Below are 23821 nucleotides of genomic sequence, written 5' to 3'. Positions count from 1 at the left end.
CGCTTGCATCAGGCGCTCTTCTTTTTCTTGAAGGGCGCCATGCCCGCGCGGGCCAGTTCATCCGCGCGTTCGTTCTCCGGGTGGCCGGCGTGGCCCTTGACCCATTCCCAGGTCACTTTGTGGCGGGCTTGCGCTTCGTCCAGGCGCTGCCACAACTCGACGTTCTTGACCGGCTTCTTGCTGGAGGTTTTCCAGCCGTTTCTCTTCCAGCCGAAGATCCAGCCGGTGACGCCGTTCTTCACATAGGCCGAGTCGGTCACCACGGTGAGCGTGGACGGGCGCGCCAGGCTTTCCAGCGCGTTAATCGCCGCCAGCAGCTCCATCCGGTTATTGGTGGTCTCGGCTTCGCCACCCTTCAGTTCTTTCTCCTTGACGACGGTGTCTCCATCCATCGCACGCAGCAACGCACCCCATCCGCCGGGGCCGGGGTTGCCGGAGCAAGCGCCATCGGTATAGGCAAACAGCTCAGCCATGGGCGGTCACCAGAATGAAGGGGGCCATGGTGCCATCCAGGCCCTCAGCCTCGCCGAATTTGCGGGTTTTCACGACAAAGCCAGTCTGTTCCAGAAGCTGCACCAGTTCGTCCTCGGAGTAATAGGTATAGAGGCGGCCGATACCGTCGCGGGCTCCGCCTTCCCCCAGTTTCATGCCGATGTGAAACACACCGCCGGGTTTCAGCGCCTGCTTGAGGGCTGCCAGATGCCGGGGCATATCGGCGCGCGGGGTGTGCAGCAAGCTGAAATTGGCCCATATGCCATCATAGATCGCGGTGCCTCCGATCTGATCGAAGGTCGCCAGGCGGGCGTTGACGCCAGCGTGCTGGTCCGCCAATGCGACCATCTCGGCAGAGGCATCCAGCGCGTCAGCTTGCAGACCGGATTGGGCCATGCACGCAGCAGCAGTACCGGGGCCGCAGCCAAGATCAAGCACCCGGCCACCCTTGGGGCAGGCTTCGATGAAGGCCGCCAGGCTTGGGTCGTTTCCGGCTTGCTCATCTGTCAGTGCGGCATAATCTGCGGCGCGGCTATCGTAGACGCGGATGGTTTCTGAATCGGTCATACTGCGGTCTCCGTAGGCTCAGGCGCGTTCCAACGCTAGCCGGGCTGCGAGGCCTGCAAACACGGCGGCGAAGCCTCGGCTCATCCATTTCAGCACCCGCTCGCTGTTCAGCAGATAATTGCGGGCCTGTGCGGCAAACAGTCCGTAGAACACAAAAATGACGAAGGTCATCATCATGAACACCAGTCCCAGAACGGACATCTCCAGCGTTGCGCTGGCGGGGGTGCCGCTCAGGAACGGCGGCAGCAGCGCCAGAAAGAATACCGACAGTTTGGGGTTCAGAATGTTGATCAGCGCTCCGCGCCAGGCGATGGTCCGGCCGGGCTGGCTGGTACGCTTAGAGCTGACGGCCAGGACGCCGCCGCCGCGCAGGGCCTGCCAGGCCAGATAAAGCAGATAGGCAACGCCTGCGGCCTTGACCATCTGGAACAGCAGCGCCGAACTGTGCAGGACCGCCGCCAGCCCGAGGGTTGCTGCAGCCAAATGCGGAAGAATGCCGAAGGTGCAGCCAAGCGCAGCCCAGATCGCAGCGCGGCGGCCTTGGCCGAGGCCCAGGGCCAATGTGTAAATGACGCCGGTACCCGGGGCGAGGACAACAACAAAGGCGGTGATCAGAAATTGCAGGGTAATCATCAATACGGCTCCTGAAAAAATGTCCGAGTGCTTTTGGGTAACATGAATAGCGTACCGCAGGCGTGTTTTCTGTGACTTTCGCCGCAATCCAGCCGCGTTTCGTCAGGCGGTTTCGCGCAACACCTTGGGCACCTTGAATTCCACGGTTTCGACAGCGGTTTCCACCACCTCGACCGTCACGTCGTAGCGGCCGCGGAAGGCGTCGATCACTTCGTTGACCAGCAGTTCCGGGGCCGAGGCGCCGGCGGTGATGGCAACCGAGCGGATGCCCTCCAGCGCGCGCCAGTCGATGTTGTCCGCGCGTTGCACCAGTTGGGCGTAATCGCAGCCGTTTTTGGCGCCGACCTCGACCAGGCGGCGGGAATTCGAGGAGTTCGGCGCCCCGACCACCAACAGAGCGTCTGCTTTGGGCGCCACCGACTTCACCGCCTCCTGGCGGTTGGTGGTGGCGTAGCAGATGTCTTCCTTGTGCGGGCCGGTAATGTTCGGGAACCGCTGGTGCAATGCTGCCACGATGCTCTTGGTGTCATCGACCGACAGGGTGGTCTGGGTGACATAGGCCAGCTGATCCGGGTCGCGAACCTCCACCGCGGCCACGTCCTCGACGGTTTCCACCAGCAGCACCTCGCCGTCGGGCAGCTGTCCCATGGTGCCGATGGTTTCGGGGTGGCCCTTGTGGCCGATCATGATCATCTGCAGGCCGGCTTCGGCGTGGCGCTGGGCCTCGATATGCACCTTGGAGACCAGCGGGCAGGTGGCATCGACATAGACCATTTCGCGGCGGCCGGCCTCAGCCGGGACTGATTTCGGAACCCCGTGGGCGGAAAAGATCACCGGGCGGTCATCAGGGCATTCGTCCAGCTCCTCGACAAACACCGCGCCCTTGTCGCGCAACGAGTCGACGACGAATTTGTTGTGCACGATTTCGTGGCGCACATAGACCGGCGCCCCCCATTTACCGATCGCCAATTCGACAATCTTGATGGCGCGGTCCACTCCGGCGCAAAAGCCGCGCGGCGCAGCAAGGTAGAGTGTCAGGGCTGGCTTGGTCATTGGCGTCTCCTTACGGCCAGAGGTAAGCGGTTCGGGCCGTAAGGTCCAGTGCCGGCGGGGCCGCAGCCGGTGCCTGCGGAACTTGCCGCGGCGACCGGCCGCAAATAGGCCGGAAGTGCCGCGCGGACAGCGGTGATTGTATGAAAAAGACAATTTCTGCCTTTAACAGGCAGCGGCTGGCGCGGCCGTTCAGACGGCCCCGCCCAAGCTCAAAGCAGCTTATTGATGCCGGCGATCCACCGGTTCAGGGCACTGCCGGCACGCTGGATGCGCCACACGCAACAATACGGGCAACCCGCCGCAATCAGACCAATAGTCAAGCGGGGGAACGCGCTGTCCGGAACAAGGCGCCACCCCATCAGGCGCCTTGTTCCGGCAGGTTTTTCTTAGCCGTGCGCAGCGGTCGCTGAACGCGGTTCGCTTTGCTCGCGCGGCGGGCGGCCGATGACATCGCGCAGTTCTTCCAGCTCGATGAAATTGTCAGCCTGGCGGCGCAGATCGTCCGAGATCATAGGCGGCTGGCTGCGGATGGTAGACACCACCGAGACACGCACGCCCTGGCGCTGCAGGCTGGCAATCAGCGGCCGGAAATCGCCATCGCCTGAGAAAAGCACGATATGATCCACCCGCGGGGCCAATTCCATGGCATCGACGGTAAGCTCGATATCCATGTTGCCTTTGACTTTGCGGCGGCCCATGCTGTCGGTGTACTCCTTGGCCGGTTTGGTGACCATGGTGAAGCCATTGTAATGCAGCCAGTCGACCAATGGGCGGATCGGTGAATACTCGTCATTCTCCAGCAGGGCAGTGTAATAAAAGGCCCGCAGAAGCTTGCCGCGGCGCATGAATTCCTGCCGCAAAAGCTTATAGTCGATGTCAAACCCAAGCGCCTTAGCTGCGGCGTACAGGTTCGACCCGTCTATGAACAGCGCAAGCCGTTCGTCTTTATAAAACATAAAATGTTCCTTCCGGTATAACCGTCCCGGCCGGGTCTTCCGTGAGTGAGTGCTTGAAATCAGCGGGACGGGTGGACTTAATGTAAGTTATTTGTCATCTGCCGCAAGTATACTGCCATTCTGAAATAGGGTCAAAAATGGCCGGAAACCGGAAAACGTCGCTCATCGCGCTTGGCGGCAACCTGCCTGTTGAGGCAGATGCGCCGCAAGCCACCTTGTCAAAGGCTCTTGCCGCTTTGCAATCGGATGATGTTGTGCTGCGCTGCATCTCGCGGTTCTTTCAGACGCCCTGTTTCCCGGCAGGGGCGGGGCCGGATTATGTGAACGCCGCGGTTGCGGTTGAGACGTCTTTGTCCGCGCGCGCGCTGCTGGCGCGCTTGCACGAGATTGAAGCGCAGTTCGCGCGGGTGCGCCAGCAACGCTGGGGGATGCGTACACTTGATCTGGATCTGATTGACCATGGCGGCGCGGTGCTGCCGGACGCGGAGGGGTTCGCCCGCTGGCAGGGGCTGCCGCTGGAGACCCAGATGCAGGAGGCGCCAGGGCAGTTGATCCTGCCGCATCCGCGCATTCAGGACCGCGCCTTTGTGCTGGTGCCGCTTTGCGATATTGCCCCGCGCTGGCGCCACCCGGTGCTACAGAAAACTGCCGCCGGGCTGCTGGCGGAATTGCCACCGGAAGATGTGGCAGAGGTCACGCCGTTGCAGGACGCGTGATGCGGTGTTTTCCGCTCTTGTCAAGGGAAAGGTTTGGGCGTAAATGTCTGCCTTCTGGACCCGGAATGATATGGAGAGTCGCTGATGGCCCGCGTGACGGTTGAAGATTGCGTCGATAAAGTGCCCAACCGCTTTGAGCTGGTGATGCTGGCAGCGCACCGTGCCCGCGAAATCTCGGCTGGTGCCCCGATCACCGTGGACCGCGACAACGACAAAAACCCGGTCGTTTCCTTGCGTGAAATCGCTGACGAGACTCAAAGCGCAGACGATCTGCGCGAGCGTCTGATCGAAGGCAACCAGACTCAGATCGAAGTCGATGAGCCGGAAGAGGATTCGATGGCTCTGCTGATGGGAGCGGATCACGATAAGCCCGCCGATGACGATATGTCTGAAGAGAAACTGCTGCGCGCGCTGATGGAGGCCCAGGGCCAGGGCTGAGGCGTACGCTGACGAATTTGAGGCTGCGGACCCGACATGAACTCCCCCGATATTTCCGCTGGAGATCTGCTTGCTCTGGTCCGCAACTACAACCCAAAGACAAATGCGGACAGGATTGCTGAAGCTTTTGCATTCGGCGAGCAGATGCATGAAGGGCAATACCGCCATTCGGGCGAACCCTATTTCACGCATCCGGTGGCCGTTGCCGCCATCCTGACCGAACAGCGCCTGGATGATGCAACAATCATCACCGCGCTTTTGCATGACACCATCGAAGACACCAAGGCCTCTTACGAGGAGGTCACCCGCCGTTTTGGCGATGAGGTGGCGATGCTGGTCGATGGCGTCACCAAACTGACCAATCTGCAGCTCAGCAGCCGCGAGACCAAGCAGGCGGAAAACTTCCGCAAGCTGTTCATGGCGATGTCCAAGGATTTGCGGGTGATCCTGGTCAAGCTTGCCGACCGGCTGCACAACATGCGCACAATCAAGGCGATGCGCCCGGAAAAGCAGGCCCAGAAAGCGCGCGAGACGATGGACATCTATGCGCCGCTGGCGGGCCGCATGGGGATGCAGTGGATGCGCGAAGAGCTGGAGGATCTGGCCTTCCGCGTGCTCAACGCCGAAGGGCGTCAGTCGATCATCCGCCGCTTTGTGACCCTGCAGCGCGAAACAGGCGATGTGATCCACCGGATCACCGGGGACATGCGGCTGGAGCTGGAAAAGACCGGGATCGAAGCCGAAGTGTTCGGCCGCGCCAAGAAGCCCTATTCGATCTGGCGCAAGATGCAGGCCAAGGATCAGGGCTTTTCGCGGCTCTCTGATATCTACGGTTTCCGGGTGATCACCCTGTCCGAAGAGGACGCCTACCGCGCGCTGGGCGCCATCCACCAGCGTTGGCGGGCGGTGCCGGGCCGGTTCAAGGATTACATCAGCCAGCCGAAATCCAATGGCTACCGCTCAATTCACACCACGGTGTCGGGCCGCGACGGCAAGCGGGTTGAGGTGCAGATTCGCACCCGGCAGATGCACGATGTGGCCGAAACCGGGGTTGCGGCGCATTGGTCTTACCGCGACGGTGTGCGGACGGAGAACCCCTTTGCCGTTGATCCGGCCAAGTGGATCGCCTCGCTGACCGAGCAATTCGACGCCGAGGATGATCACGACGAATTCCTCGAGGCGGTGAAGCTCGAGATGTATTCGGACCAGGTGTTCTGCTTCACGCCAAAGGGCGATGTGATCAAACTGCCGAAAGGTGCGACGCCGATCGACTTTGCCTATGCCATCCACACCCGCATCGGCCATGCCTGCGTCGGCGCGAAGGTGGACGGGATCCGGGTGCCGCTGTGGACCCGGCTGCGCAATGGCCAATCTGTGGATGTGATCACCGCCGAGGGCCAGACCCCGCAGGTCAGCTGGCTGGAGATTGCCACCACCGGCAAGGCCCGCACTGCGATCCGCCGCGCCCTGCGCGAAGCGGACCGGGCGCGGTTTGTGAAGCTGGGCCATGAACTGGCGCGCTCGGCTTTTGAACATGTCGGCAAGAAAGCCACCGACAAAGCGTTGGAAACCGCAGCGCGCGCCTTGCGGGCAGGCGGGGTGAATGAGCTGCTGGCGCGGCTTGGCGCGGCAGAGATCACCGCGCATGACGTGGTGCAATCGGTTTATCCGGAACTGACCACCACTGGCGATGGCGACGAAATCTCTCCGCGCCGCGCGGTGGTCGGCCTGGAGCCGGGTCAAAGCTTTGAGCGCGCGCCCTGCTGCCAGCCGCTGCCGGGTGAGCGCATCATTGGTATTACCTACCGCGGCCGCGGGGTTGTCGTGCATTCTGCGGATTGCGACAAGCTGGGCGAGTTTGAGGACCAGCCGGAACGCTGGATGGATGTGCAATGGCACAGCGGCACCCACCCGGCGGCTTATGGCACCACGCTTGAACTGACCATTGGCAATGACGCCGGTGTGCTGGGGCGCATTTGCACATTGATTGGCGAGAAAAAGGCCAATATCTCGGACCTTGAATTTGTCGACAGGAAACCAGACTTTTACCGGCTTATGATCAATGTGGAGCTGCGGGATGTGGAACAGCTGCACTCGCTGATGCTGACGCTTGAAGCCGAAAGCGATGTTGCCGCGGTGGCGCGGTTCCGGAACAAGCCGGAAGAACGCCATTTTCCGGGATAAGCCGCTGAAATTTTGAGCCGGGAACTGGGAAGGACGCACAGCTTTGGTATTCAGGCGCCGGGACAGACGTCCGCCCCTCCGGGCGCTGGCGAATTTTCTCTGGCCGCGCGGCGGCTGGGGAAGGGCGTTCCTGTATGTAAAGCACCGGGTGCGGCGTCTGCCCGATTCGCCCGAGCGCATCGCCCGCGGCATCTGGGCCGGAGTGTTCACCACCTTCACGCCTTTTTACGGGCTGCATTTTCTTGTGGCGGCGATCGTTTCCCGGCTGATGAACGGAAATATTCTTGCCTCGCTCAGCGCCACCTTCTTTGGCAACCCGCTGACCTATGTGCCGATCGGAGTGGCCTCGCTGCAGACCGGGCATTGGATCCTGGGCACCGAGTTCGACGAGGAAGTCGACAAATCCCTGGTTGGCAAGTTCATGGCAGCCGGCGGCGACCTGAAGGACAACCTGATTGCGCTGTTCAACGACCGGCCCGCCGATTGGCAGGGCCTGTATTTGTTCTACAACGAAGTGTTCTACCCTTACATGATCGGCGGCATCCTCCCGGGCATTATCACGGCCACGGTCTGCTATGTGCTAAGCCTGCCGGTGATCCGCGTCTACCAGCAGCGCCGGCGGTCCAAGATCAAGGCCAAGTTCGAGGCAATCAAACAACGGGCAGAAGTCGGGACTGACGCCTGACCCGTACAGCCGGATTGTACCATTATCACTTGCGGGGTTGCTCTTGCCGGGCTGGTGTCTAGTCTTTGGTTAAAGCTTTGACTTCAGACGGATGAGACAGCTGTCATGACACAGAACAAATTGCGCCTGGGCGTGAACATCGACCATGTTGCCACCGTGCGCAACGCCCGCGGCGGTGCCTATCCGGACCCGGTCCGCGCCGCGAAGCTGGCCGAGGAGGCTGGCGCAGACGGGATCACGGCGCACCTGCGCGAAGACCGCCGCCATATCACTGATGCAGATATCGACGGGTTGATGGAAGCGCTGACCGTGCCGCTGAATTTCGAGATGGCAGCGACCGAGGAAATGCAGCAGATCGCCTTGCGCCACAAGCCGCACGCGGTTTGCATCGTGCCGGAAAAACGCGAGGAACGCACCACTGAAGGCGGGCTCGAGGTCGCCCGTGAAGAAAACCGTCTGGCCCATTACATCGCGCCCTTGCGCGATGCGGGCTGCCGGGTGTCGATCTTCATTGCGGCTGATAAAAAGCAGATCGAAGCCGCGCACCGGATCGGTGCCGAGGTGATCGAACTGCACACGGGCGCCTATTGCGACTATCACGCCGAGGGCAAGGCCGAGGACCGCGACCGCGAACTGGAAGCACTGCGCGAGATGTCCGCGTTTGCCCATTCGCTGGGGCTGGAAGTGCATGCAGGTCATGGCCTCACCTATGAAACAGTAAAGCCGGTGGCGGCATTTCCAGAGGTGAAGGAGCTGAATATCGGCCACTTCCTGATCGGCGAGGCGGTCTTCCGCGGGCTGACCCCTGCAGTGCAGGAAATGCGCCGGCTGATGGATGATGCACGGGGGTAACGCGGCTATGCCAGTCAATCTGATCCGCTACGGGCTGCTGTGGATGGCGGCCTCAGTCGCGATGCTTCTGCTGGGATTGGTGCTTGCACAATTCGGGGTTGGTATGCCGGCCGGGCTGGCAACGGTTCTGCCGCCGATGTTTGCTGCGGTTCTTGAAGGGATCCGAATTGCCCATTCAACCCGGGCGCCGCTGGCAGGTAAAACGGCCTGGATCAACGCTGCGGCGATGACCGGGGTGGTGGCCGTGCTGACCATCATTCAGCTGCCGCTCTACTGGAACTCGCCAATGGTCGCCGAGGCGCGGGAGACCATTCCACTTGTTTTCCTGGCCGGAATTTTCCTGCTGCTTCTGGCAGTCATCCTGATGGTCAACCGCCTGTTCCTGGGGCATGGCATCAAACTGGGGTTGAAGCGGTTGGAAGAATGATCCTGGGTGTTGGAACCGATCTCGCCAATATCGAACGCATCCAGCGCACGCTGGACCGTTTCGGCGACAGGTTCCGCAACCGGGTTTTCACCGAAACCGAACAGAAGAAGGCTGAACGCCGCCGCGACGTGGCGGGCACCTATGCCAAACGCTGGGCCGCCAAGGAGGCCTGTTCCAAGGCGCTGGGCACCGGCCTGCGCATGGGGATTGCCTGGAAGGACATGGCAGTTACCAATCTGCGCACCGGCCAGCCGGTGATGCATGTGACCGGCTGGGCCGCCGAACGCCTGCGGGAGATGACGCCTCCTGCCCATGAGGCTGTGATCCACGTGACACTGACTGATGATCACCCCTGGGCGCAGGCCTTTGTGGTGATTGAGGCGCGTCCTATCCCCGCGAACCCGGCGGAATTGCCCGCCGGAACTTGACTTGCCTCCCTCAGGCCCGCATGTAGCGCCGGACCCTGTTTCCAATCCGGAGAGCCTGATGACGGCCAAAGCAAAGACCAGCAGTTCGATCATCGAGACGATAAAGACCATCGTCTATGCGCTGCTGATCGCCGGTGTCTTCCGCACCCTGTTTTTCCAGCCCTTCTGGATCCCCTCCGGATCGATGAAAGAGACACTGCTGATCGGGGATTTCCTGTTCGTGAACAAGATGGCCTATGGCTATTCTTACGCGTCCTGCCCCAGCGTGCGCATCCCTGCTGTTGGCCTCAACATCGACGCCAAGAACATCTGCGGCTTCCTGGACGGCGACAACACCCGTTTGATGGGCAGCCAGCCTGAGCGCGGCGATGTGGTGGTGTTCCGCCATCCGGTCAACAGCAATGACTTCATCAAACGGCTGATCGGTCTGCCGGGCGACAAGATTCAGATGAAAAACGGTGTGCTGTTCATCAACGGCGAACCGGTCAAACTGCAGGACGCGGGCCAGTTCGAGGAAGTGATGGAACGCCAGGGGCCGCAGGGTTCCTTCCCGCGATGTGAAAACGCGCCGGTGGGCCAGGGTGCTGTCTGCAATAAATCGCGCAAACTGGAAACCCTGCCGGGCGGCAATGAGCATATTGTGCTTAACATCACCAATCAGGGCATGGATCATACCGGCGTTTATCAGGTGCCGGAAGGCCACTATTTCTTTATGGGCGACAACCGGGACAATTCCTCGGACAGCCGCTTGCCGCAGTCTGCCGGCGGCGTGGGTTTCGTTCCGTTTGAAAACCTGATCGGCCGGGCCGACCGGATCATGTTCTCCTCAGCCGGGCGGTCCATGCTCTACTTCTGGACCTGGCGGAGCGACCGTTTCTTCAAGGGGATCCAGTGAAGCTGTCCAAGGAATTGCGCGCGTTTGAAGACCGGATCGGGCATCGCTTTGCCCGCCCCGACCTGTTGCAGCGCGCCGTGACCCACGCGTCTGTGTCCTCGCCCAACCGCAAAGACAACCAGCGGCTGGAATTCCTGGGCGACAGGGTTCTGGGGCTGGTGATGGCAACGGCTCTGCTGGAGCATGACAAGACCGCCACCGAAGGCCAGCTGGCGCCGCGTTTCAATGCGCTGGTGCGCAAGGAAGCCTGCGCTGATGTTGCCGCTGAAATCGACCTGGGCGCAGTGCTGAAACTGGGTCGGTCGGAGATGATGTCAGGCGGCCGGCGCAAGCAGGCGCTGCTGGGTGACGCGATGGAGGCGGTGATTGCTGCAGTCTATAAAGATGCAGGCTTTGAGGCCGCAGCAGAGATGATCCTGCGTCTGTGGGGCCGCCGTGTTCATCAGGTCGAAAGCGACGCGCGCGACGCCAAGACCTCGCTGCAGGAATGGGCACAGGCACGCGGACAGAAACCGCCGGCCTATGTCGAAGTGTCCCGCAGCGGCCCGGATCACGCACCGGTCTTCACTATCGCAGCGCGGCTGCAGGACGGCACCGAAGCACAAGCCACCGCAGGCTCTAAGCGGCAGGCCGAACAGGCCGCCGCCAAAGCTCTGCTGGAACAGCTCGGCTGAACACTCAGGTCACGCGGATATAGCCCGCGAGACCGGTTTTCTGATGTTCGATCACATGGCAGTGGAACGCCCAGTCGCCGGGATTGTCGGCGACCAGCGCAATCTCGGCCACCTCATCCTTCAGCAGCAGCATGGTATCGGTCACCAGCGGCGGCAGCCTGCGCAAGTTTGAGCGGATCGGGACAAAGGTCAGCCCGTGCAGGTGGATCGGATGCAGGTTCGGCGATTCATTCCTCAGCCGCAGCACATAGCTTTTTCCGCGCTTCAGGGTCGCCAGCGGCCCGGTGCCCTTGGCCGCATCTCCGGCCCAGGGCGTGCGGTTGATCGACCAGAAACTGTATCCCAAGGAACCGCAATAGCCGTCATTCGGCGGCCCGCCCTCTGGCGTCCAGCCAAAGACGAAGTCGAGCATCTCGGCGCTTGAAAGGTCTGGACGTGAAACAGGGTTGGCAGCCAGCGGCTTCAGATCCTGCAGGTCCCGTTTTTGATTAGCTCCAACGGACCTCAGCTGCGCCATGGTGCGGGTGGGCTGTCCTGGCAGCTCTGCCAACAGATCCGCCGTCTGCCCCTCGCTTGCTGGCATCCGCACCGCGAAATCCACCCGCTGGCCAGGGCCGATCAGCAGCGGTTGCTCAACAGACGGCAGGGGAACGTCAATTTCTACGGGATGCCCATCCCAAGCGATAATCCTTGCCTGACCGGTGCTGAGGTGCAGCTTGTAGATCCGTGTGGTGTCGCTGTTCACCACCCGCAGCCGCACCAGCCCGCCCGTGGGATGATCATAAACCGGCGCCTGCAGCCAGTTCGCGGTCAGCACATTGCCGTGGGTTCCGCTGCGGGCCGCGCCGCGGGCGGTGTAGTAAGGCAGGAAGCCGCCATTCCCATCCAGCCGGAAGTCGCGCAGATTGATCACCTGATCACTGTCGAAACCGGGATCCTCTGCTTCCCTGATTACCATCACCCCGGTCAGCCCATGCGCCATTTGCGCCATGGTCATGCAATGCGGGTGATACCAGTAGGTGCCGGCATCCGGCGGGGTGAAATCATACTCAAACGACTCGCCGCCGGCGATCGGCATTTGGGTCAGATAAGGCACCCCGTCCATTGCGTTGGCGATCCGCAGCCCGTGCCAGTGCATCGCGGTGTAATCTTCGGTGCCGTTGACCACCCGCAGGCGCATGGGGGCGCCCTGGGTTCCGTAAAGAACCGGCGGCGGCGCATCCGGCGACAGGCTCACCAGCCCGTCTGTTGGTCTTTCGCGAAAAGCAAAACGGGCGGTCTGGATGGTCAGCTGCTGTACGGTGCTGCGAGCGCTGCCCCAGGACGCGGCGCCCATCACCCCTGCCGTCGCAGCAGACCCAAGCAGAAAATCACGGCGTCTCATCGGAAGCCTCCCCAAGGCATAAATGTCATGAAAAGCCTGGCTCGCGGAATGGCTCGGCGCTGCGATTGTCACATTGGATCTGCCACAGGTCTTTGACATAGGGCAAGGTTGCGGAAGGTGCCGGATCCCCGTTGAAAACGCCTCTGGCCCCTGTGGGTAAAATCCTGTAGGGGGTCTACTCTGCAAACAGGACCAGTAAAGATGACCACACGCGCCGGATTCGTTGCCCTGATCGGAGAGCCCAACGCGGGCAAATCGACCCTTTTGAACCGTATGGTCGGGGCCAAGGTCTCGATCGTGACCCATAAGGTGCAGACCACCCGTACCCGGATCCGCGGCGTGGCGATGGAAGGTGACGCGCAGTTGGTGTTTGTCGACACACCAGGTCTGTTCAAACCACGCCGCCGCCTGGACCGGGCAATGGTCGCCGCTGCCTGGGGCGGCGCAGCGGATGCCGACGTCGTGGTGCTGATGGTCGAGGCGCACCGGGGTATCACCGAAGGCGTGGAAACCATTCTGGACGGACTTGAAGAAATCGGCACTGGCCGCAAAGTGGCGCTGGCCATCAACAAGATCGACAGGGTGCCGGCAGAAAAACTGCTGGGCCTCGCCGAGGACCTGAACAGCCGCTACGGTTTTGCCGAAACCTTCATGATCTCGGCCGAGCGCGGCCATGGTGTGGATGACCTGCGCCAGTGGCTGGCGGGCAAACTGCCGGAAAGCCCCTGGCTCTACCCCGAGGATCAGATTGCCGACCTGCCAATGCGGATGATTGCGGCAGAAATGACCCGCGAAAAACTGACTTTGCGCCTGCACCAGGAACTGCCCTACCAGCTGACGGTCGAAACCGAGAATTGGGAAGAACGCAAGGACGGCTCAGCCCGGGTGGATCAACTGATCTATGTGGTGCGCGACGGGCATAAGGGGATTATTCTGGGCAAACGGGGCGAGACGATCAAAGCGGTCAGCCAAGCGGCCCGCGCTGAGCTGGAAGGGTTCCTGGACCGTAAGGTGCATCTGTTCCTGCAAGTGAAGGTGCGCCCGAATTGGCTGGAGGAATCCGAACGCTATTCCGAAATGGGCCTCGACTTCAAAGACGGTAATTAATGCTCCCCATGCGTTTCACCTTTGTGAAAATACTCCCGCCGGAGGCTCCCGTGCGTTCAACCGGCGGCACCGCCGGAAAACACGCAGCATGACCCGCCTTACTGCTGAATTCTGGGTGCAGGCCTATCTGGCCCGGCTGCGGCTGATGGGGATCCCTGCCTTTGTAACGTCGCATGGTGACGACACGGCGGGTGCCGTGCTGGTCAAACTCAACACCCTGGACGGCCAGGCACGCGCTTTCCACCGCACCTATGATCTGATGAGCGGCGCGCGCAAATGGGATGGGCTTTCAGCCGGGCCGGAGGCTGAGGTCGACACTTCTATCCTGCGTCAGCGGTCGTTTGATCCCGACCTCTGGGTTATTGAGGTCGAAGACCGGGCCGGACGCCACCTGCTGGACGAGCCTGGGTTGGAATAGTCTTGACGCTTGCGGAACGCACCGCAATGCGGTCTGCTGAGGCTGCCAGAACAACAGTGAGGGCCGCCAGTGGAATGGCGTGATCACGGCATTTTGCTTTCGATGCGCCGCCACGGTGAAAACTCGGCCATCATCGACGTCTTTACAGAAGAGCATGGCCGCCATGCGGGCATGGTGCGCGGCGGTGCCAGCCGCAAGCTGGCCCCGATCCTGCAGCCCGGTGCGCAGCTGGACCTGACCTGGAGAGCGCGGCTGGAGGATCATCTGGGCAGCTATCACGCTGAACCTTTACGCAGCCGTGCTGCAGCTGCGATGTCCGGACGGCTGGCGCTGGCCGGCCTTAATGCGGTGACAGCGCTGCTGTCCTTCTGCCTGCCAGAGCGTGAACCGCATCCTGACCTCTATACCCGCAGTGAACTGTTGCTGGATCTCTTGGGTAATGAAGAGCTCTGGCCGCTTGCCTATCTGCGCTGGGAGCTGGCGCTGCTGGAGGAGATGGGTTTCGGCCTTGATCTGACAGCCTGCGCCGTGACCGGCAGTGGCAGCGCCCTGTGCTATGTCTCGCCGAAATCTGGCCGGGCTGTTTCACGTGAAGGCGCCGGAGGCTGGGCGGATCGGCTGCTGCCTTTGCCGCCGGTGATGCTGGGGCAGGGCAGCGCGGAGGATGCGGAAATTGTGCAGGCGCTGCACACCACCGGCTATTTTCTGGACGCGCATCTGGCGCCGTCTTTGGGCAATCAGCCAGTGCCGGAGGCGCGGGGACGGCTGACGGACCTGCTCATCCGCCGGCTGTGAACAGCATCTCGCGTCCCTGGCCGTTGCTGAGGATCAGCACATCGCCGGAAACCTCGGCCAGCGTCATTTTCTGAAGGGACTGCAGGAAATCGGCTTCGAGTGCCAGTTCCGGGCAGGCAGCGCGTGCAGCGGTAAGCGCCTCAGCGCTGAACCAGGGGTAAGGTGCCGTCTGAGTGCCCTGGAAACTGTTGCAGGGTGCCCGCCCCGTGATTTTTCCAGGTTCCGGGAAGGTCAGCCTGGCCAATGCGGGATAGGGCTCATTATCAATGCTGGAGAGGTGCCAGACCTTTCCCGCCGCCCCGTAAGCTGAAAGCGTTTCGTCGCCGGTGCAGGCACTGGCAAACAGCAGAGAACAGATCCAAGCGATGCGCGGCACCGGGTTACCCAATTGAAGTATTTTGCACACTCTGGCCAAGAGGGGCAGAAATTGCAAGGCCTCGCCCTGAAATAGTGACGGCTCCCGCCCGTTGCGGCGGCATTGAAAATACCTTGCTCCCGTTGGGCGTGGCGCCGCGCAATGCGCGGCGCAGGCCGGGTCCGGGCGCAACGGCGCAGAAGGTGCATTCCAAGAATGTATCTGAAGGGGCGGGAGGGGCCGCTGTTTAATTCGACTGGATAATTTCGGCCACCTTGCGGCCGATCTCGTCGCTGGCCTTTGCCGACGGATGGATCATGTCGAGCGCGTGATAAGACCGGTCGCCGAAGGGCACCAAATCCTTGAGAGACAGGAAATGAATGCCTGTGTCCAGCGCGGCCAGCCGTTCGATGCGGGATTCCAGCTCGTTTCCTTCGTCGCGGCAGTGCTCGATCATCGATCCCACTCCGGGGCTGCGCAGATAGCCGACGTAAATCACCTTGGCACCGGTTGCGCGCAGTTCAGAAAGCATGCCCGGAATCGCACCTTTGCGTCCGTCGGGGGAAACCAGTTTGTTCAGTTTTCGATTGCACGCAAAACAGCCGCAGCCGAGCCACAGATCATTTCCGCCGCCATTCACGATCACCCAGTCCCATTTGCCGGGCTTATACTGCTTGCGGATCTGCATCCCAGCCGCGCCGGAAATCGGCAGCTTGTAGATGATCCGTGCGGCAGAGACCGAGCGGTCAACGACTGGTTCCTGCAACTCACGGGCAACGGTGTCTGCGATGGATTTACCTGCCAGGCTGTGCCAGGCCAGCAGGGAATCCCCCATCGCCAGGATGCGGGGGGATTGTTCCGGCGGCACGGCACCGGCACAGGCGGAAAACAAAAACAGCAAGGGAAGCAGGAAGCAGCGAAAGAGTGTCATGGACTCTTGTTAACCACAATTTATGAAAAACCGAATAACCAGGATTGGAAACAGTCTTATTCCGTGTGCTGGTTGCAGCGTGAACGCACTTTGGATGGGATGCGGCTGCAAAAAGCCCGGCGTAAACGCCGGGCCTGAACAGGATTGCTCCCTTAGGAATTGCTTTCAGCCGGTTCAGCCCAGCAGGCGGCGGGCGATAACCTGAGCCTGAATTTCCGCTGCGCCTTCAAAAATATTCAGGATCCTGGCGTCGCACAACACGCGGGAGATTTTATACTCTGTCGCAAACCCGTTGCCGCCGTGGATCTGCAACCCGTTGTCCGCGGCGGCCCAGGCAACCCGGGCACCCAGGAGCTTGGCCATTCCGGCCTCCAGGTCGCAGCGGTGACCGTGGTCCTTTTCCCAGGCCGAGAAATAGGTCAGCTGGCGGGCGATCATGATTTCCACCGCCATCATTGCAAGCTTGCCGGACACACGCGGGAATTTGATCAGCGATTTGCCAAACTGCTTGCGGTCCTGCGCGTACTGCATGGCGATGTCCAGTGCCGACTGGGCCACGCCGATTGCACGTGCCGCAGTCTGAATGCGGGCCGATTCAAAGGTCTCCATCAATTGTTTGAAGCCTTTGTTTTCCTCGCCGCCCAGAAGGTTCCCGCCCTTTACGTGGAAGTTGTCGAAACCCAGTTCGTATTCCTTCATGCCCCGGTAGCCGAGAACTTCGATTTCGCCGCCGGTCATGCCCTCAGTCGGGAACGGTGCCTCATCGGTTCCTGGCGTTTTTTCCGCCAGGAACATCGACAGGCCGCGATGATCCGTGGTGTTCGGATCAGTGCGTGCAAGCAGGGTCATCACGTGAGTGCGGGCAGCGTGGGTGATCCAGGTCTTGTTGCCGGTGATCTTATAGTCGCCGTTGTCATCCTTCACAGCCCGGGTGCGCAGGGAGCCGAGGTCGGAACCGGTGTTCGGCTCGGTGAACACGGCGGTGGGCAGGATCTCGGCGCTGGACAGCTTGGGCAGCCAATTGGCCTTCTGCTCCTCGGTGCCGCCGCACAGGATCAGCTCGGCTGCGATTTCCGAACGGGTGCCAAGTGATCCGACACCGATATAGCCGCGCGACAGTTCCTCCGAGACCACGACCATCGACGCCTTGGACAGACCGAACCCGCCGTATTCCTCGGGATAGTCAGGCCGAATACGCCCATCTCGGCCAGCTCTTCGATCACGCTGAGCGGGATAAGCTCGTCCTTCAGGTGCCAGTCATGGGCGTGCGGCTCTACCTTCTCCACCGCATAGCGGCGGAACTGGTCGCGGATCATTTCCAGTTCTTCTTCCAGGCCTGAAGCGCCGAACATGGTGGCGCCGGCCTGCTCTTCCATCAGGTCCACGAGGCGGGTACGGGCGGCTTGGCTGTTGCCTTGTTCGCAAAGTGTCATCACTGCAGGCACCATCAGCCCGCGCTGCGCGTCTTGGGAAAGGCCCAGATCCTGCAGGCGGATAATCTCGCCCTGGTTCATCTGGATGCCGCCGTAGACCTGCCAAAGGTATTCGCCGAAACCGATCTGATGGATCAGCTGATCCAATTCGCTGAACTTGCCCTCGGCTTGCAGCTTTTCGGCCCATTTTTGCATCTGCCGCAGGCTGTAGACATAGGTTGCCAGCCACGACAGGCCATGTGCGGCAACCTGGTTTTCCTCGATCAGGCGGCCGGAGATCCGGCCCTCTTCGCTCACCATGTCCTTGACCGAGGCGCGAGCGGCCTCCAGCAGCTGGTCCAGGGGTTCCAGGGATGCGGCGGTCAACGCCAGCAGGTCGGGGATGAGTGTCGGTTTCATATGCAAGTCCTGTCCGTCGCGGGCCATGAATCAGATCCTTTTCCGGTCGCCCGGTGGTAAATCATTTTGCAGGTGCAGCGCAACAAAAATACTCACAGCTGCGGCGTTTGGATCAAATATTGCGTATTGATTTTGCCCGTGCAGCACGGCCCGGATGTGGTACAGCGGAGATATGACGGCATTGTTTTCACTCCTTTCCCCGGCAGAGCTGGCAGCAGCTTTTGGCATCGCGCTGCTGGCAGGCACTGTCAAAGGCCTGGTTGGTTTTGCCATGCCGATGATTTTTATTTCCGGTCTCAGCTTGTTCCTGGCTCCGGATCTGGCATTGGCGGGACTGATTCTGCCGACCTTGGTGACAAACGGCATGCAGGCGCTGCGCCAGGGGCCGGACGCGGCGATGGCCTCGATCCGCAAGTTCCGGGTATTCCTGCTGATTGGTCTCGTTTGCCTGCTGCTGAGCGCCCAATCAGTGCGGCTGCTGCCGCAGCAGGCGCTGCTTTTGGTGATTGGCCTGCCGGTTACGGTCTTTGCCTGTATCCTGCTGATGGGCAAGACATTCACCATCACCTATCCCTCCCGCCGCAGCGAGGCCATGGTGGGCGGCATCGCCGGGCTGATTGGCGGTGTCTCCGGAGTTTGGGGGCCGCCGACGGTCGCCTACCTGACCGCATTGAATACTGAAAAAACAGAGCAGATCCGGGTGCAAGGAGTGATCTATGGCCTTGGCGCGGTGGCGCTTCTGGTCGCACATATTGGATCCGGCGTGATGCGGATTGAAACTGCGCCCTTTTCGCTGGTGCTGATTGCGCCGGCAGTGGCAGGCATGTGGATCGGCGGCCTGTTGCATGACCGGATCGATCAGGTGCTGTTCCGCCGCGCAACACTTGTGGTTCTGCTGATTGCGGGGGTGAACCTGCTGCGCCGCGGCTTGCTGATGTGACCATGGGCCGGAGGATGGGATCATGCATCAACGGCTAAGTGCCGGGCAGCTGGCAACAGGCTCTATCCTGATCGCGCTGGCGGTTATGGGGCTGAAGACGGCGGCTTGGGTGATGACGGGCTCAGTTGCGTTGCTGTCTGATGCGCTGGAGTCGCTGGTGAATATCGGGGGCGCAGTTATGGCGTGGTTTGCTGTGCGCTACGCCCAGCGGCCGCCGGATGCGGGCCACCCTTTTGGTCATCACAAGGCCGAATATTTTTCTGCTGTGGCCGAAGGCATCATGATTGTCATCGCCGCTTTGGTAATCGTGCATGAAGCCGTGAATGCCTTGGGCCGCCCGGCTGCAGCCGAATGGGGCATCGCCGGAATAGTCGTCAATGCAGTGGCAATGGGCGTGAACCTGGCCTGGGCGCGGGTGCTGTTGCGGGCGGGCAGGCAGCTGCATTCACCGGCGCTGTCTGCCGGCGGGCGGCACCTGATGAGCGACGTCTGGACGTCGGCAGGGGTGTTGCTGGGACTGGTGCTGGCACTGGCCAGCGGCTGGGCTGTGCTCGACCCGCTGCTGGCGCTGCTGGTTGCGGTCAATATTTTGCGCGAAGGCTGGCTGGTGATTGCTGCATCGGTGAACGGGCTGATGGACACCGCCGCCCCGAAGGAGAGCGTGCGGAGGTCGAGGAAATCATCCACAGCTCGGCCGCCGGAGCGTTGCAGGTGCATGGCCTCAAGACCCGCCGCGCAGGCAGGGCGCTGTTTGTGGAGTGCCACATGGTTGTTGCTGGCAGCATGACTGTTCAGGAAGCGCATGACATCTGCGACCGGGTGGAGGCTGCACTGCACAAGGCCTTTCCGGACGCGCAGCCGGTGATTCACGTGGAGCCTGAGACCAAGCTGGAACCTGCCGGGATCACGCCGCGCTGAAGCGATTGCATTTCCGCCCGGCCTCCCGTTTAACCGCTTACGAAACCAGCAAAGGAGCAGGCAATTGGCGATGGAGTGGAACAGGCTGCTGAACCCGGGGCGGCTGTGCCGGCCGGATTACCCTGAAGCGCCGGGGCGCGAGGCCTATTTGCAGGACTATGACCGCATTCTGTTCTCCGAGCCCTTCCGCCGTCTGGCCCAGAAGACCCAGGTGCATCCGCTCTACAGTCACGACCATGTGCATCACCGGATGATCCACAGCATGGAGACCTGCAGCGTCGGGCGTTCTCTGGGGGCCGGCGTCGGTCAGGCGCTGCTGGCAGCAGATCGCATCACTCCGGATCAGGTTTTGCGCATCGCGGGCCACGTTCAGGCCGCCTGCCTGCTGCATGACATCGGCAACCCGCCCTTCGGCCATTCCGGCGAGGACAGCATCGGCGGCTGGTTCGCCGTTCAGTTCCGTACGAAACAGGGGCTGGCAGCACAGGTGCCTGCGGACCGGCAGGCAGAATTTGCGCATTTCGAGGGCAACGCTCAGGGCCTGCGCATCGCCGGGCGGCTGGAAATGGCCCGGCGCGAGGGCGGCATGCGGCTCAGCTATGCAACGCTGGGTGCCTTTTTGAAGTACCCCTGCACCCGCCAGGTGCGGGACGCGGCCTGCGGCGGCGGCCCGGCGCCCTATGCGGGCCTCAAGAAATTCGGTGTTTTTGCCTCTGACACTGCACTGCTTGACGAAATCTGCGCGGCCACCGGCATGATTCGCGAAGACACAGGCTGGTTCCGCCGCCATCCGCTCGCCTTCCTGGTCGAGGCGGCGGATGACATCTGCTACCGGATCATGGACATCGAGGACGCAGGCGCAGTCGGCGACCTGGATCGCGCCGACGTGGCCGCGGTGCTCGAGGATATCACAGGCAAGCGCAACCGTGAGGAAGACGCGGCCATGCCGCTGAATGACCGGGTTGCTTTGCTGCGCGCCTTGTCGATCGGCGCTGCCACCAGCGCTGCGGTGCAGGCGTTCATGGACAATTATGACGCCATCATGAGCGGCGAATTCGACGGCGATCTGATTGGCGCTTCCGCCAAGGCAGACGCGTTCGCCGAGCTGCAGCGATTGTCGGTGGAGCGGATCTTTGCCGCGCGCCGCAAAACCGAGCTGGAAGTGGCAGGCCGCCACGTGCTGCATCGCCTTCTCGACCAGTTTCACGGGCTTTATGCCGATCTTGCTGCTTGTGATTGGGATCAGGATCAGCTGGGCAAAAAGCACAACCATTGGAAGCAGCTGATCCGCGCTGTGGATTTGGATTTGCGCGGCGTGGAAGACCCGTACACCGCGATGCACTCGCTTGCCGACTTCGTTTCCGGCATGACCGACCGTTACGCGGTCAAGGTCCGGGACATGGTTACAGGCAGTCTGAATATTTGATCTGCTCAGTCATCTGAAACGAAAAAACCCGGCCATTGGCCGGGTTTTCTATTTGCAGAGCAAATGGCTCAGCCGATCGCGGCGGCTTTCACGTCTTCGTCAATGAACGGCAGGTACTGCTCGAAATTGTCGGAGAACATCTGCACCAGCTTGGCCGCCTGCGCGTCATATGCACCTTTGTCGTCCCAGGTGCGGCGCGGATCCAGCAGCATTTCAGGAACACCCGGCACGTCGACCGGCACGTCGAAGCCAAAGTTGGCATCCTTGCGGAATTCGACATTGGCCAGCGAGCCATCCAAAGCTGCGGTCAGCAGGGCGCGGGTTGCCTTGATCGGCATCCGGCTGCCGGTGCCATAAGCGCCACCGGTCCAGCCGGTGTTCACCAGCCAGCAGGTCGCGCCGTGCTGGGCGATCTTTTCGCGCAGCAGGTTGCCGTAAACTTCCGGGCGGCGCGGCATGAAGGGGGCGCCGAAGCAGGTCGAGAAGGTCGGTTCCGGTTCGGTCACGCCGCGCTCGGTGCCGGCCACTTTGGAGGTGAAGCCCGACAGGAAGTGGTACATCGCCTGCGCCGGGGTCAGCCGCGAGATCGGAGGCAGTACGCCGAAAGCATCACAGGTCAGCATGATGATGTTTTTCGGGTGGCCGCCGCGGGCGCTGTCCGAGGCATTGGAGATGTAATGCAGCGGATAGGCACAGCGCATGTTGGCGGTCAGGCTGTCGTCGTTGAAATCCAGCTCCTTGGTCTCCGGATCGAACACCATGTTTTCGATCACGGTGCCGAATTTGGAGGTGGTGGCATAGATCTCCGGCTCTGCCTCGGCATTCAGGTTGATGGTCTTGGCATAGCAGCCGCCTTCGAAATTGAAGGTGCCGTTGTCGGCCCAGCCATGTTCGTCATCGCCGATCAGCACCCGGTCCGGGTCGGCGGACAGGGTGGTCTTGCCGGTGCCCGACAGGCCGAAGAACACGGCGGTGTCGACCGGGTTGCCCTTGGCGTGATTGGCGGAGCAGTGCATCGGCATGATGCCTTTCTCCGGCAGCAGGTAGTTGAGCAGGGTAAAGACGGATTTCTTGTTCTCGCCTGCGTATTCAGTGCCGCCGATCAGGATCATCTTGCGGTCGAAATTCATCGCAATGACGGTCTCGGAACGGCAATCATGCTTCTTGGGGTCAGCCTGGAAGCTCGGGCAGTTGATGACCGTGAAGTCTGCGATGAAGTCATCCAGGTCTTCGCGGTCCGGACGGCGCAGCATGGTGCGGATGAACAGGTTGTGCCACGCCAGTTCGGTCACCATGCGGACATTGATGGCATGGGCAGGGTCGGCACCGCCGACCAGATCCTGGACGTAATAGTCCTTGCCCTTCATATGCTCCAGCATGTCGGTGTAAAGCGCATCAAAGCCTTCCGGGCTCATCGCTGCATTGTTGTCCCACCAGATGGTGTCGCGGACGCTGTCCGACTTGACGACGTGTTTATCTTTGGGCGAGCGGCCGGTGAATTTCCCGGTGGTCACAAGGAAGGCGCCGCCATTGCCCAGCGTGCCTTCGCTGCGCTTCAGCGCGGCTTCGATCAGCGCGGGCTCCATGAAGTTGTAGAAGACATTGCCCAGACCCTCGATGCCCTGATCCTCGAGGCGGAATTGCGGGTTAACCCGTCCAGATGTCATACGTTTTTTCTCCTGTGGCGGCGCGGCTGCACGCAGGCTGCGGGGCTGCGCCAATGGGGCAATAGAACACGGCATCGCTGCCGGTGGCGGGGTCTTAACACGGCGTTTCGGGCGGTGAACAGGCCGGTTCCCCCGAGTTAGCGCCACCAAGGCGACGTTTAGCGCAACCATCAGTTTAAGCCTGCGCCGGTGCCTGCTTGTTCAGCAGACGCTAAGGTATTTTTGCCCCAATTGAGACCAAAGATCGCCCTGATTCTTTAAATGGGATTGATTCGGGGCACCATAACGGCGATGAAAGTGCTAAAAAACAACACAGAACAGAGCAGATTAGGGGCAATTCCGATGTCAAAAATTGCATTGGTAGATGATGACAGGAACATCCTGACATCCGTTTCCATGACGCTTGAGGCCGAAGGCTTTGAGGTGGAAACCTACAACGACGGCCAGGCGGCGCTGGACGCATTCAACAAGAAGCTGCCGGATATGGCCGTGCTGGATATTAAAATGCCGCGGATGGACGGCATGGACCTATTGCAGCGGCTGCGCCAGAAATCCCAGATGCCAGTGATCTTCCTCACCTCCAAGGATGATGAGATCGACGAGGTTTTGGGCCTGCGCATGGGCGCCGACGATTATGTGAAAAAGCCGTTCTCGCAGCGCCTTCTGGTCGAACGGATCCGGTCGCTGCTGCGCCGCCAGGAGGCGATCAACAGCGACGCCGCCGGAACCGTCTCGCCTGAAACCAAGGTGATGGAACGCGGCAATCTGCGGATGGACCCGCTGCGCCATGCGGTCAGCTGGAAGGGCAATGATGTGTCGCTGACTGTGACCGAATTCCTGTTGCTGCAGGCGCTGGCCCAGCGGCCGGGTTTTGTCAAAAGCCGGGACCAGCTGATGGATGTGGCCTATGATGATCAGGTCTATGTGGACGACCGGACCATCGACAGCCACATCAAGCGCTTGCGCAAGAAAATGCGCACGGCAGACACGGATTTTGCGGCAATCGAAACCCTTTATGGAATCGGTTACCGTTATAACGAAGAATAAG

At 61.2% G+C, this 23821-nt stretch carries 25 protein-coding genes and 2 pseudogenes; 16 read left to right on the top strand and 11 right to left on the bottom strand.

Annotated features, from left to right (window positions below; all coding sequences use genetic code 11):
* Positions 1 to 8: 8 nt before the first annotated feature.
* The 5 genes from rnhA to ETW23_RS18130 form a co-directional block, all read right to left on the bottom strand.
* Complete coding sequence (rnhA, locus tag ETW23_RS18150) at positions 9 to 473, bottom strand: ribonuclease HI (protein WP_134830827.1); 465 nt, start codon at positions 471 to 473, stop codon at positions 9 to 11.
* Positions 466 to 1059: a class I SAM-dependent methyltransferase gene (locus ETW23_RS18145; protein ID WP_134830826.1), complete on the bottom strand. Its 594-nt coding sequence runs from the start codon at positions 1057 to 1059 to the stop codon at positions 466 to 468. Before ETW23_RS18145 ends, rnhA begins: the two co-directional genes overlap by 8 nt.
* 18 nt (positions 1060 to 1077) lie before the next feature.
* Complete coding sequence (locus tag ETW23_RS18140) at positions 1078 to 1692, bottom strand: LysE family translocator (RefSeq protein WP_134830825.1); 615 nt, start codon at positions 1690 to 1692, stop codon at positions 1078 to 1080.
* Positions 1693 to 1794: 102 nt separating this feature from the next.
* The gene (gene ispH / locus ETW23_RS18135) at positions 1795 to 2745 is read right to left on the bottom strand and encodes a 4-hydroxy-3-methylbut-2-enyl diphosphate reductase (protein ID WP_134830824.1); all 951 of its coding nucleotides are present in this window, start codon (positions 2743 to 2745) and stop codon (positions 1795 to 1797) included.
* A 386-nt stretch (positions 2746 to 3131) separates the two neighbouring features.
* Complete coding sequence (locus ETW23_RS18130) at positions 3132 to 3701, bottom strand: NYN domain-containing protein (protein ID WP_019296609.1); 570 nt, start codon at positions 3699 to 3701, stop codon at positions 3132 to 3134.
* A 137-nt stretch (positions 3702 to 3838) separates the two neighbouring features.
* On the opposite strand from ETW23_RS18130, the gene folK reads away from it, so the two are divergent.
* The 9 genes from folK to rnc all read left to right on the top strand — a co-directional run bounded on the left by folK (position 3839) and on the right by rnc (position 11000).
* Positions 3839 to 4417 carry a 2-amino-4-hydroxy-6-hydroxymethyldihydropteridine diphosphokinase gene (gene folK / locus ETW23_RS18125; RefSeq protein ID WP_134830823.1) on the top strand — a complete coding sequence of 193 codons (579 nt, stop codon included), beginning with the start codon at positions 3839 to 3841 and terminating at the stop codon, positions 4415 to 4417.
* Between the two features lie 84 nt (positions 4418 to 4501).
* Positions 4502 to 4855: a DNA-directed RNA polymerase subunit omega gene (rpoZ, locus tag ETW23_RS18120; RefSeq protein ID WP_129369324.1), complete on the top strand. Its 354-nt coding sequence runs from the start codon at positions 4502 to 4504 to the stop codon at positions 4853 to 4855.
* A gap of 36 nt (positions 4856 to 4891) precedes the next feature.
* Positions 4892 to 7039 (top strand): bifunctional (p)ppGpp synthetase/guanosine-3',5'-bis(diphosphate) 3'-pyrophosphohydrolase, encoded by a 2148-nt coding sequence (locus ETW23_RS18115; RefSeq protein WP_129369325.1) that lies wholly within the window; start codon positions 4892 to 4894, stop codon positions 7037 to 7039.
* Positions 7040 to 7082: 43 nt separating this feature from the next.
* Positions 7083 to 7724: a DUF2062 domain-containing protein gene (locus tag ETW23_RS18110; protein WP_134830822.1), complete on the top strand. Its 642-nt coding sequence runs from the start codon at positions 7083 to 7085 to the stop codon at positions 7722 to 7724.
* Between the two features lie 105 nt (positions 7725 to 7829).
* Positions 7830 to 8576, top strand: a complete 747-nt coding sequence (locus ETW23_RS18105; RefSeq protein WP_134830821.1) for a pyridoxine 5'-phosphate synthase — start codon at positions 7830 to 7832, stop codon at positions 8574 to 8576.
* A gap of 7 nt (positions 8577 to 8583) precedes the next feature.
* On the top strand, positions 8584 to 9003 hold the full coding sequence (locus tag ETW23_RS18100; RefSeq protein WP_134830820.1) for an ABZJ_00895 family protein: 420 nt from the start codon (positions 8584 to 8586) through the stop codon (positions 9001 to 9003).
* Positions 9000 to 9431: a holo-ACP synthase gene (gene acpS, locus ETW23_RS18095; RefSeq protein ID WP_129369329.1), complete on the top strand. Its 432-nt coding sequence runs from the start codon at positions 9000 to 9002 to the stop codon at positions 9429 to 9431. Before ETW23_RS18100 ends, acpS begins: the two co-directional genes overlap by 4 nt.
* Positions 9432 to 9489: 58 nt before the next feature.
* The gene (lepB, locus tag ETW23_RS18090; RefSeq protein WP_134830819.1) at positions 9490 to 10326 is read left to right on the top strand and encodes a signal peptidase I; all 837 of its coding nucleotides are present in this window, start codon (positions 9490 to 9492) and stop codon (positions 10324 to 10326) included.
* A complete protein-coding gene (gene rnc / locus ETW23_RS18085) occupies positions 10323 to 11000 on the top strand; it encodes a ribonuclease III (protein ID WP_134830818.1) in 678 nt (225 codons plus the stop codon). The genes lepB and rnc overlap by 4 nt, the downstream gene beginning before the upstream one ends.
* Before the next feature lie 4 nt (positions 11001 to 11004).
* Here the strand turns inward: rnc and ETW23_RS18080 are convergent, their stop codons facing one another.
* Positions 11005 to 12384, bottom strand: coding sequence for a multicopper oxidase family protein (locus ETW23_RS18080; protein ID WP_134830817.1), 1380 nt, complete (start codon positions 12382 to 12384; stop codon positions 11005 to 11007).
* A 201-nt stretch (positions 12385 to 12585) separates the two neighbouring features.
* Here ETW23_RS18080 and era point away from each other — a divergent pair, with 201 nt between their 5' ends.
* The 3 genes from era (at position 12586) to recO (ending at position 14704) form a co-directional block, all read left to right on the top strand.
* Entirely contained in the window at positions 12586 to 13491 is a 906-nt protein-coding gene (gene era, locus ETW23_RS18075; RefSeq protein ID WP_134830816.1) for a GTPase Era, read from the top strand.
* A gap of 88 nt (positions 13492 to 13579) precedes the next feature.
* Complete coding sequence (locus ETW23_RS18070; protein WP_129369334.1) at positions 13580 to 13909, top strand: DUF1491 family protein; 330 nt, start codon at positions 13580 to 13582, stop codon at positions 13907 to 13909.
* A 69-nt stretch (positions 13910 to 13978) separates the two neighbouring features.
* Positions 13979 to 14704 (top strand): DNA repair protein RecO, encoded by a 726-nt coding sequence (recO, locus tag ETW23_RS18065; protein WP_129369335.1) that lies wholly within the window; start codon positions 13979 to 13981, stop codon positions 14702 to 14704.
* Here the strand turns inward: recO and ETW23_RS18060 are convergent.
* From ETW23_RS18060 to ETW23_RS26215, 4 genes and pseudogenes are all read right to left on the bottom strand, one after another.
* Positions 14688 to 15080 (bottom strand): META domain-containing protein, encoded by a 393-nt coding sequence (locus ETW23_RS18060; RefSeq protein ID WP_129369336.1) that lies wholly within the window; start codon positions 15078 to 15080, stop codon positions 14688 to 14690. The two genes, recO and ETW23_RS18060, sit on opposite strands and share 17 nt — an antisense overlap.
* Before the next feature lie 226 nt (positions 15081 to 15306).
* On the bottom strand, positions 15307 to 15990 hold the full coding sequence (locus ETW23_RS18055; RefSeq protein ID WP_167738148.1) for an SGNH/GDSL hydrolase family protein: 684 nt from the start codon (positions 15988 to 15990) through the stop codon (positions 15307 to 15309).
* Positions 15991 to 16164: 174 nt separating this feature from the next.
* A complete protein-coding gene (locus ETW23_RS26220; protein WP_368075901.1) occupies positions 16165 to 16689 on the bottom strand; it encodes an acyl-CoA dehydrogenase family protein in 525 nt (174 codons plus the stop codon).
* A gap of 30 nt (positions 16690 to 16719) precedes the next feature.
* A pseudogene (locus tag ETW23_RS26215) lies at positions 16720 to 17306 on the bottom strand (acyl-CoA dehydrogenase family protein); the annotation flags it as partial.
* A 688-nt stretch (positions 17307 to 17994) separates the two neighbouring features.
* Between ETW23_RS26215 and ETW23_RS18045 the strand changes: the two are divergent.
* From ETW23_RS18045 to dgt, 3 genes and pseudogenes are all read left to right on the top strand, one after another.
* On the top strand, positions 17995 to 18762 hold the full coding sequence (locus ETW23_RS18045; RefSeq protein WP_134830815.1) for a sulfite exporter TauE/SafE family protein: 768 nt from the start codon (positions 17995 to 17997) through the stop codon (positions 18760 to 18762).
* A gap of 22 nt (positions 18763 to 18784) precedes the next feature.
* Positions 18785 to 19680, top strand: a pseudogene (locus tag ETW23_RS18040) (cation diffusion facilitator family transporter).
* 70 nt (positions 19681 to 19750) lie between these two features.
* On the top strand, positions 19751 to 21106 hold the full coding sequence (gene dgt, locus ETW23_RS18035; protein ID WP_134830814.1) for a dGTP triphosphohydrolase: 1356 nt from the start codon (positions 19751 to 19753) through the stop codon (positions 21104 to 21106).
* Between the two features lie 68 nt (positions 21107 to 21174).
* Here dgt and ETW23_RS18030 read toward each other — a convergent pair whose 3' ends face one another.
* Entirely contained in the window at positions 21175 to 22773 is a 1599-nt protein-coding gene (locus ETW23_RS18030) for a phosphoenolpyruvate carboxykinase (protein WP_027257306.1), read from the bottom strand.
* Between the two features lie 342 nt (positions 22774 to 23115).
* Here ETW23_RS18030 and ETW23_RS18025 point away from each other — a divergent pair, with 342 nt between their 5' ends.
* Positions 23116 to 23820: a response regulator transcription factor gene (locus tag ETW23_RS18025; RefSeq protein ID WP_134830813.1), complete on the top strand. Its 705-nt coding sequence runs from the start codon at positions 23116 to 23118 to the stop codon at positions 23818 to 23820.
* Position 23821: the final 1 nt, after the last annotated feature.

The organism is Leisingera sp. NJS201 (assembly GCF_004535885.1).
Classification (GTDB): Bacteria; Pseudomonadota; Alphaproteobacteria; order Rhodobacterales; family Rhodobacteraceae; genus Leisingera.
The sequence above is the reverse complement of the archived record's forward strand: the minus strand, read 5'-3'. Positions and strand labels throughout refer to the sequence as shown.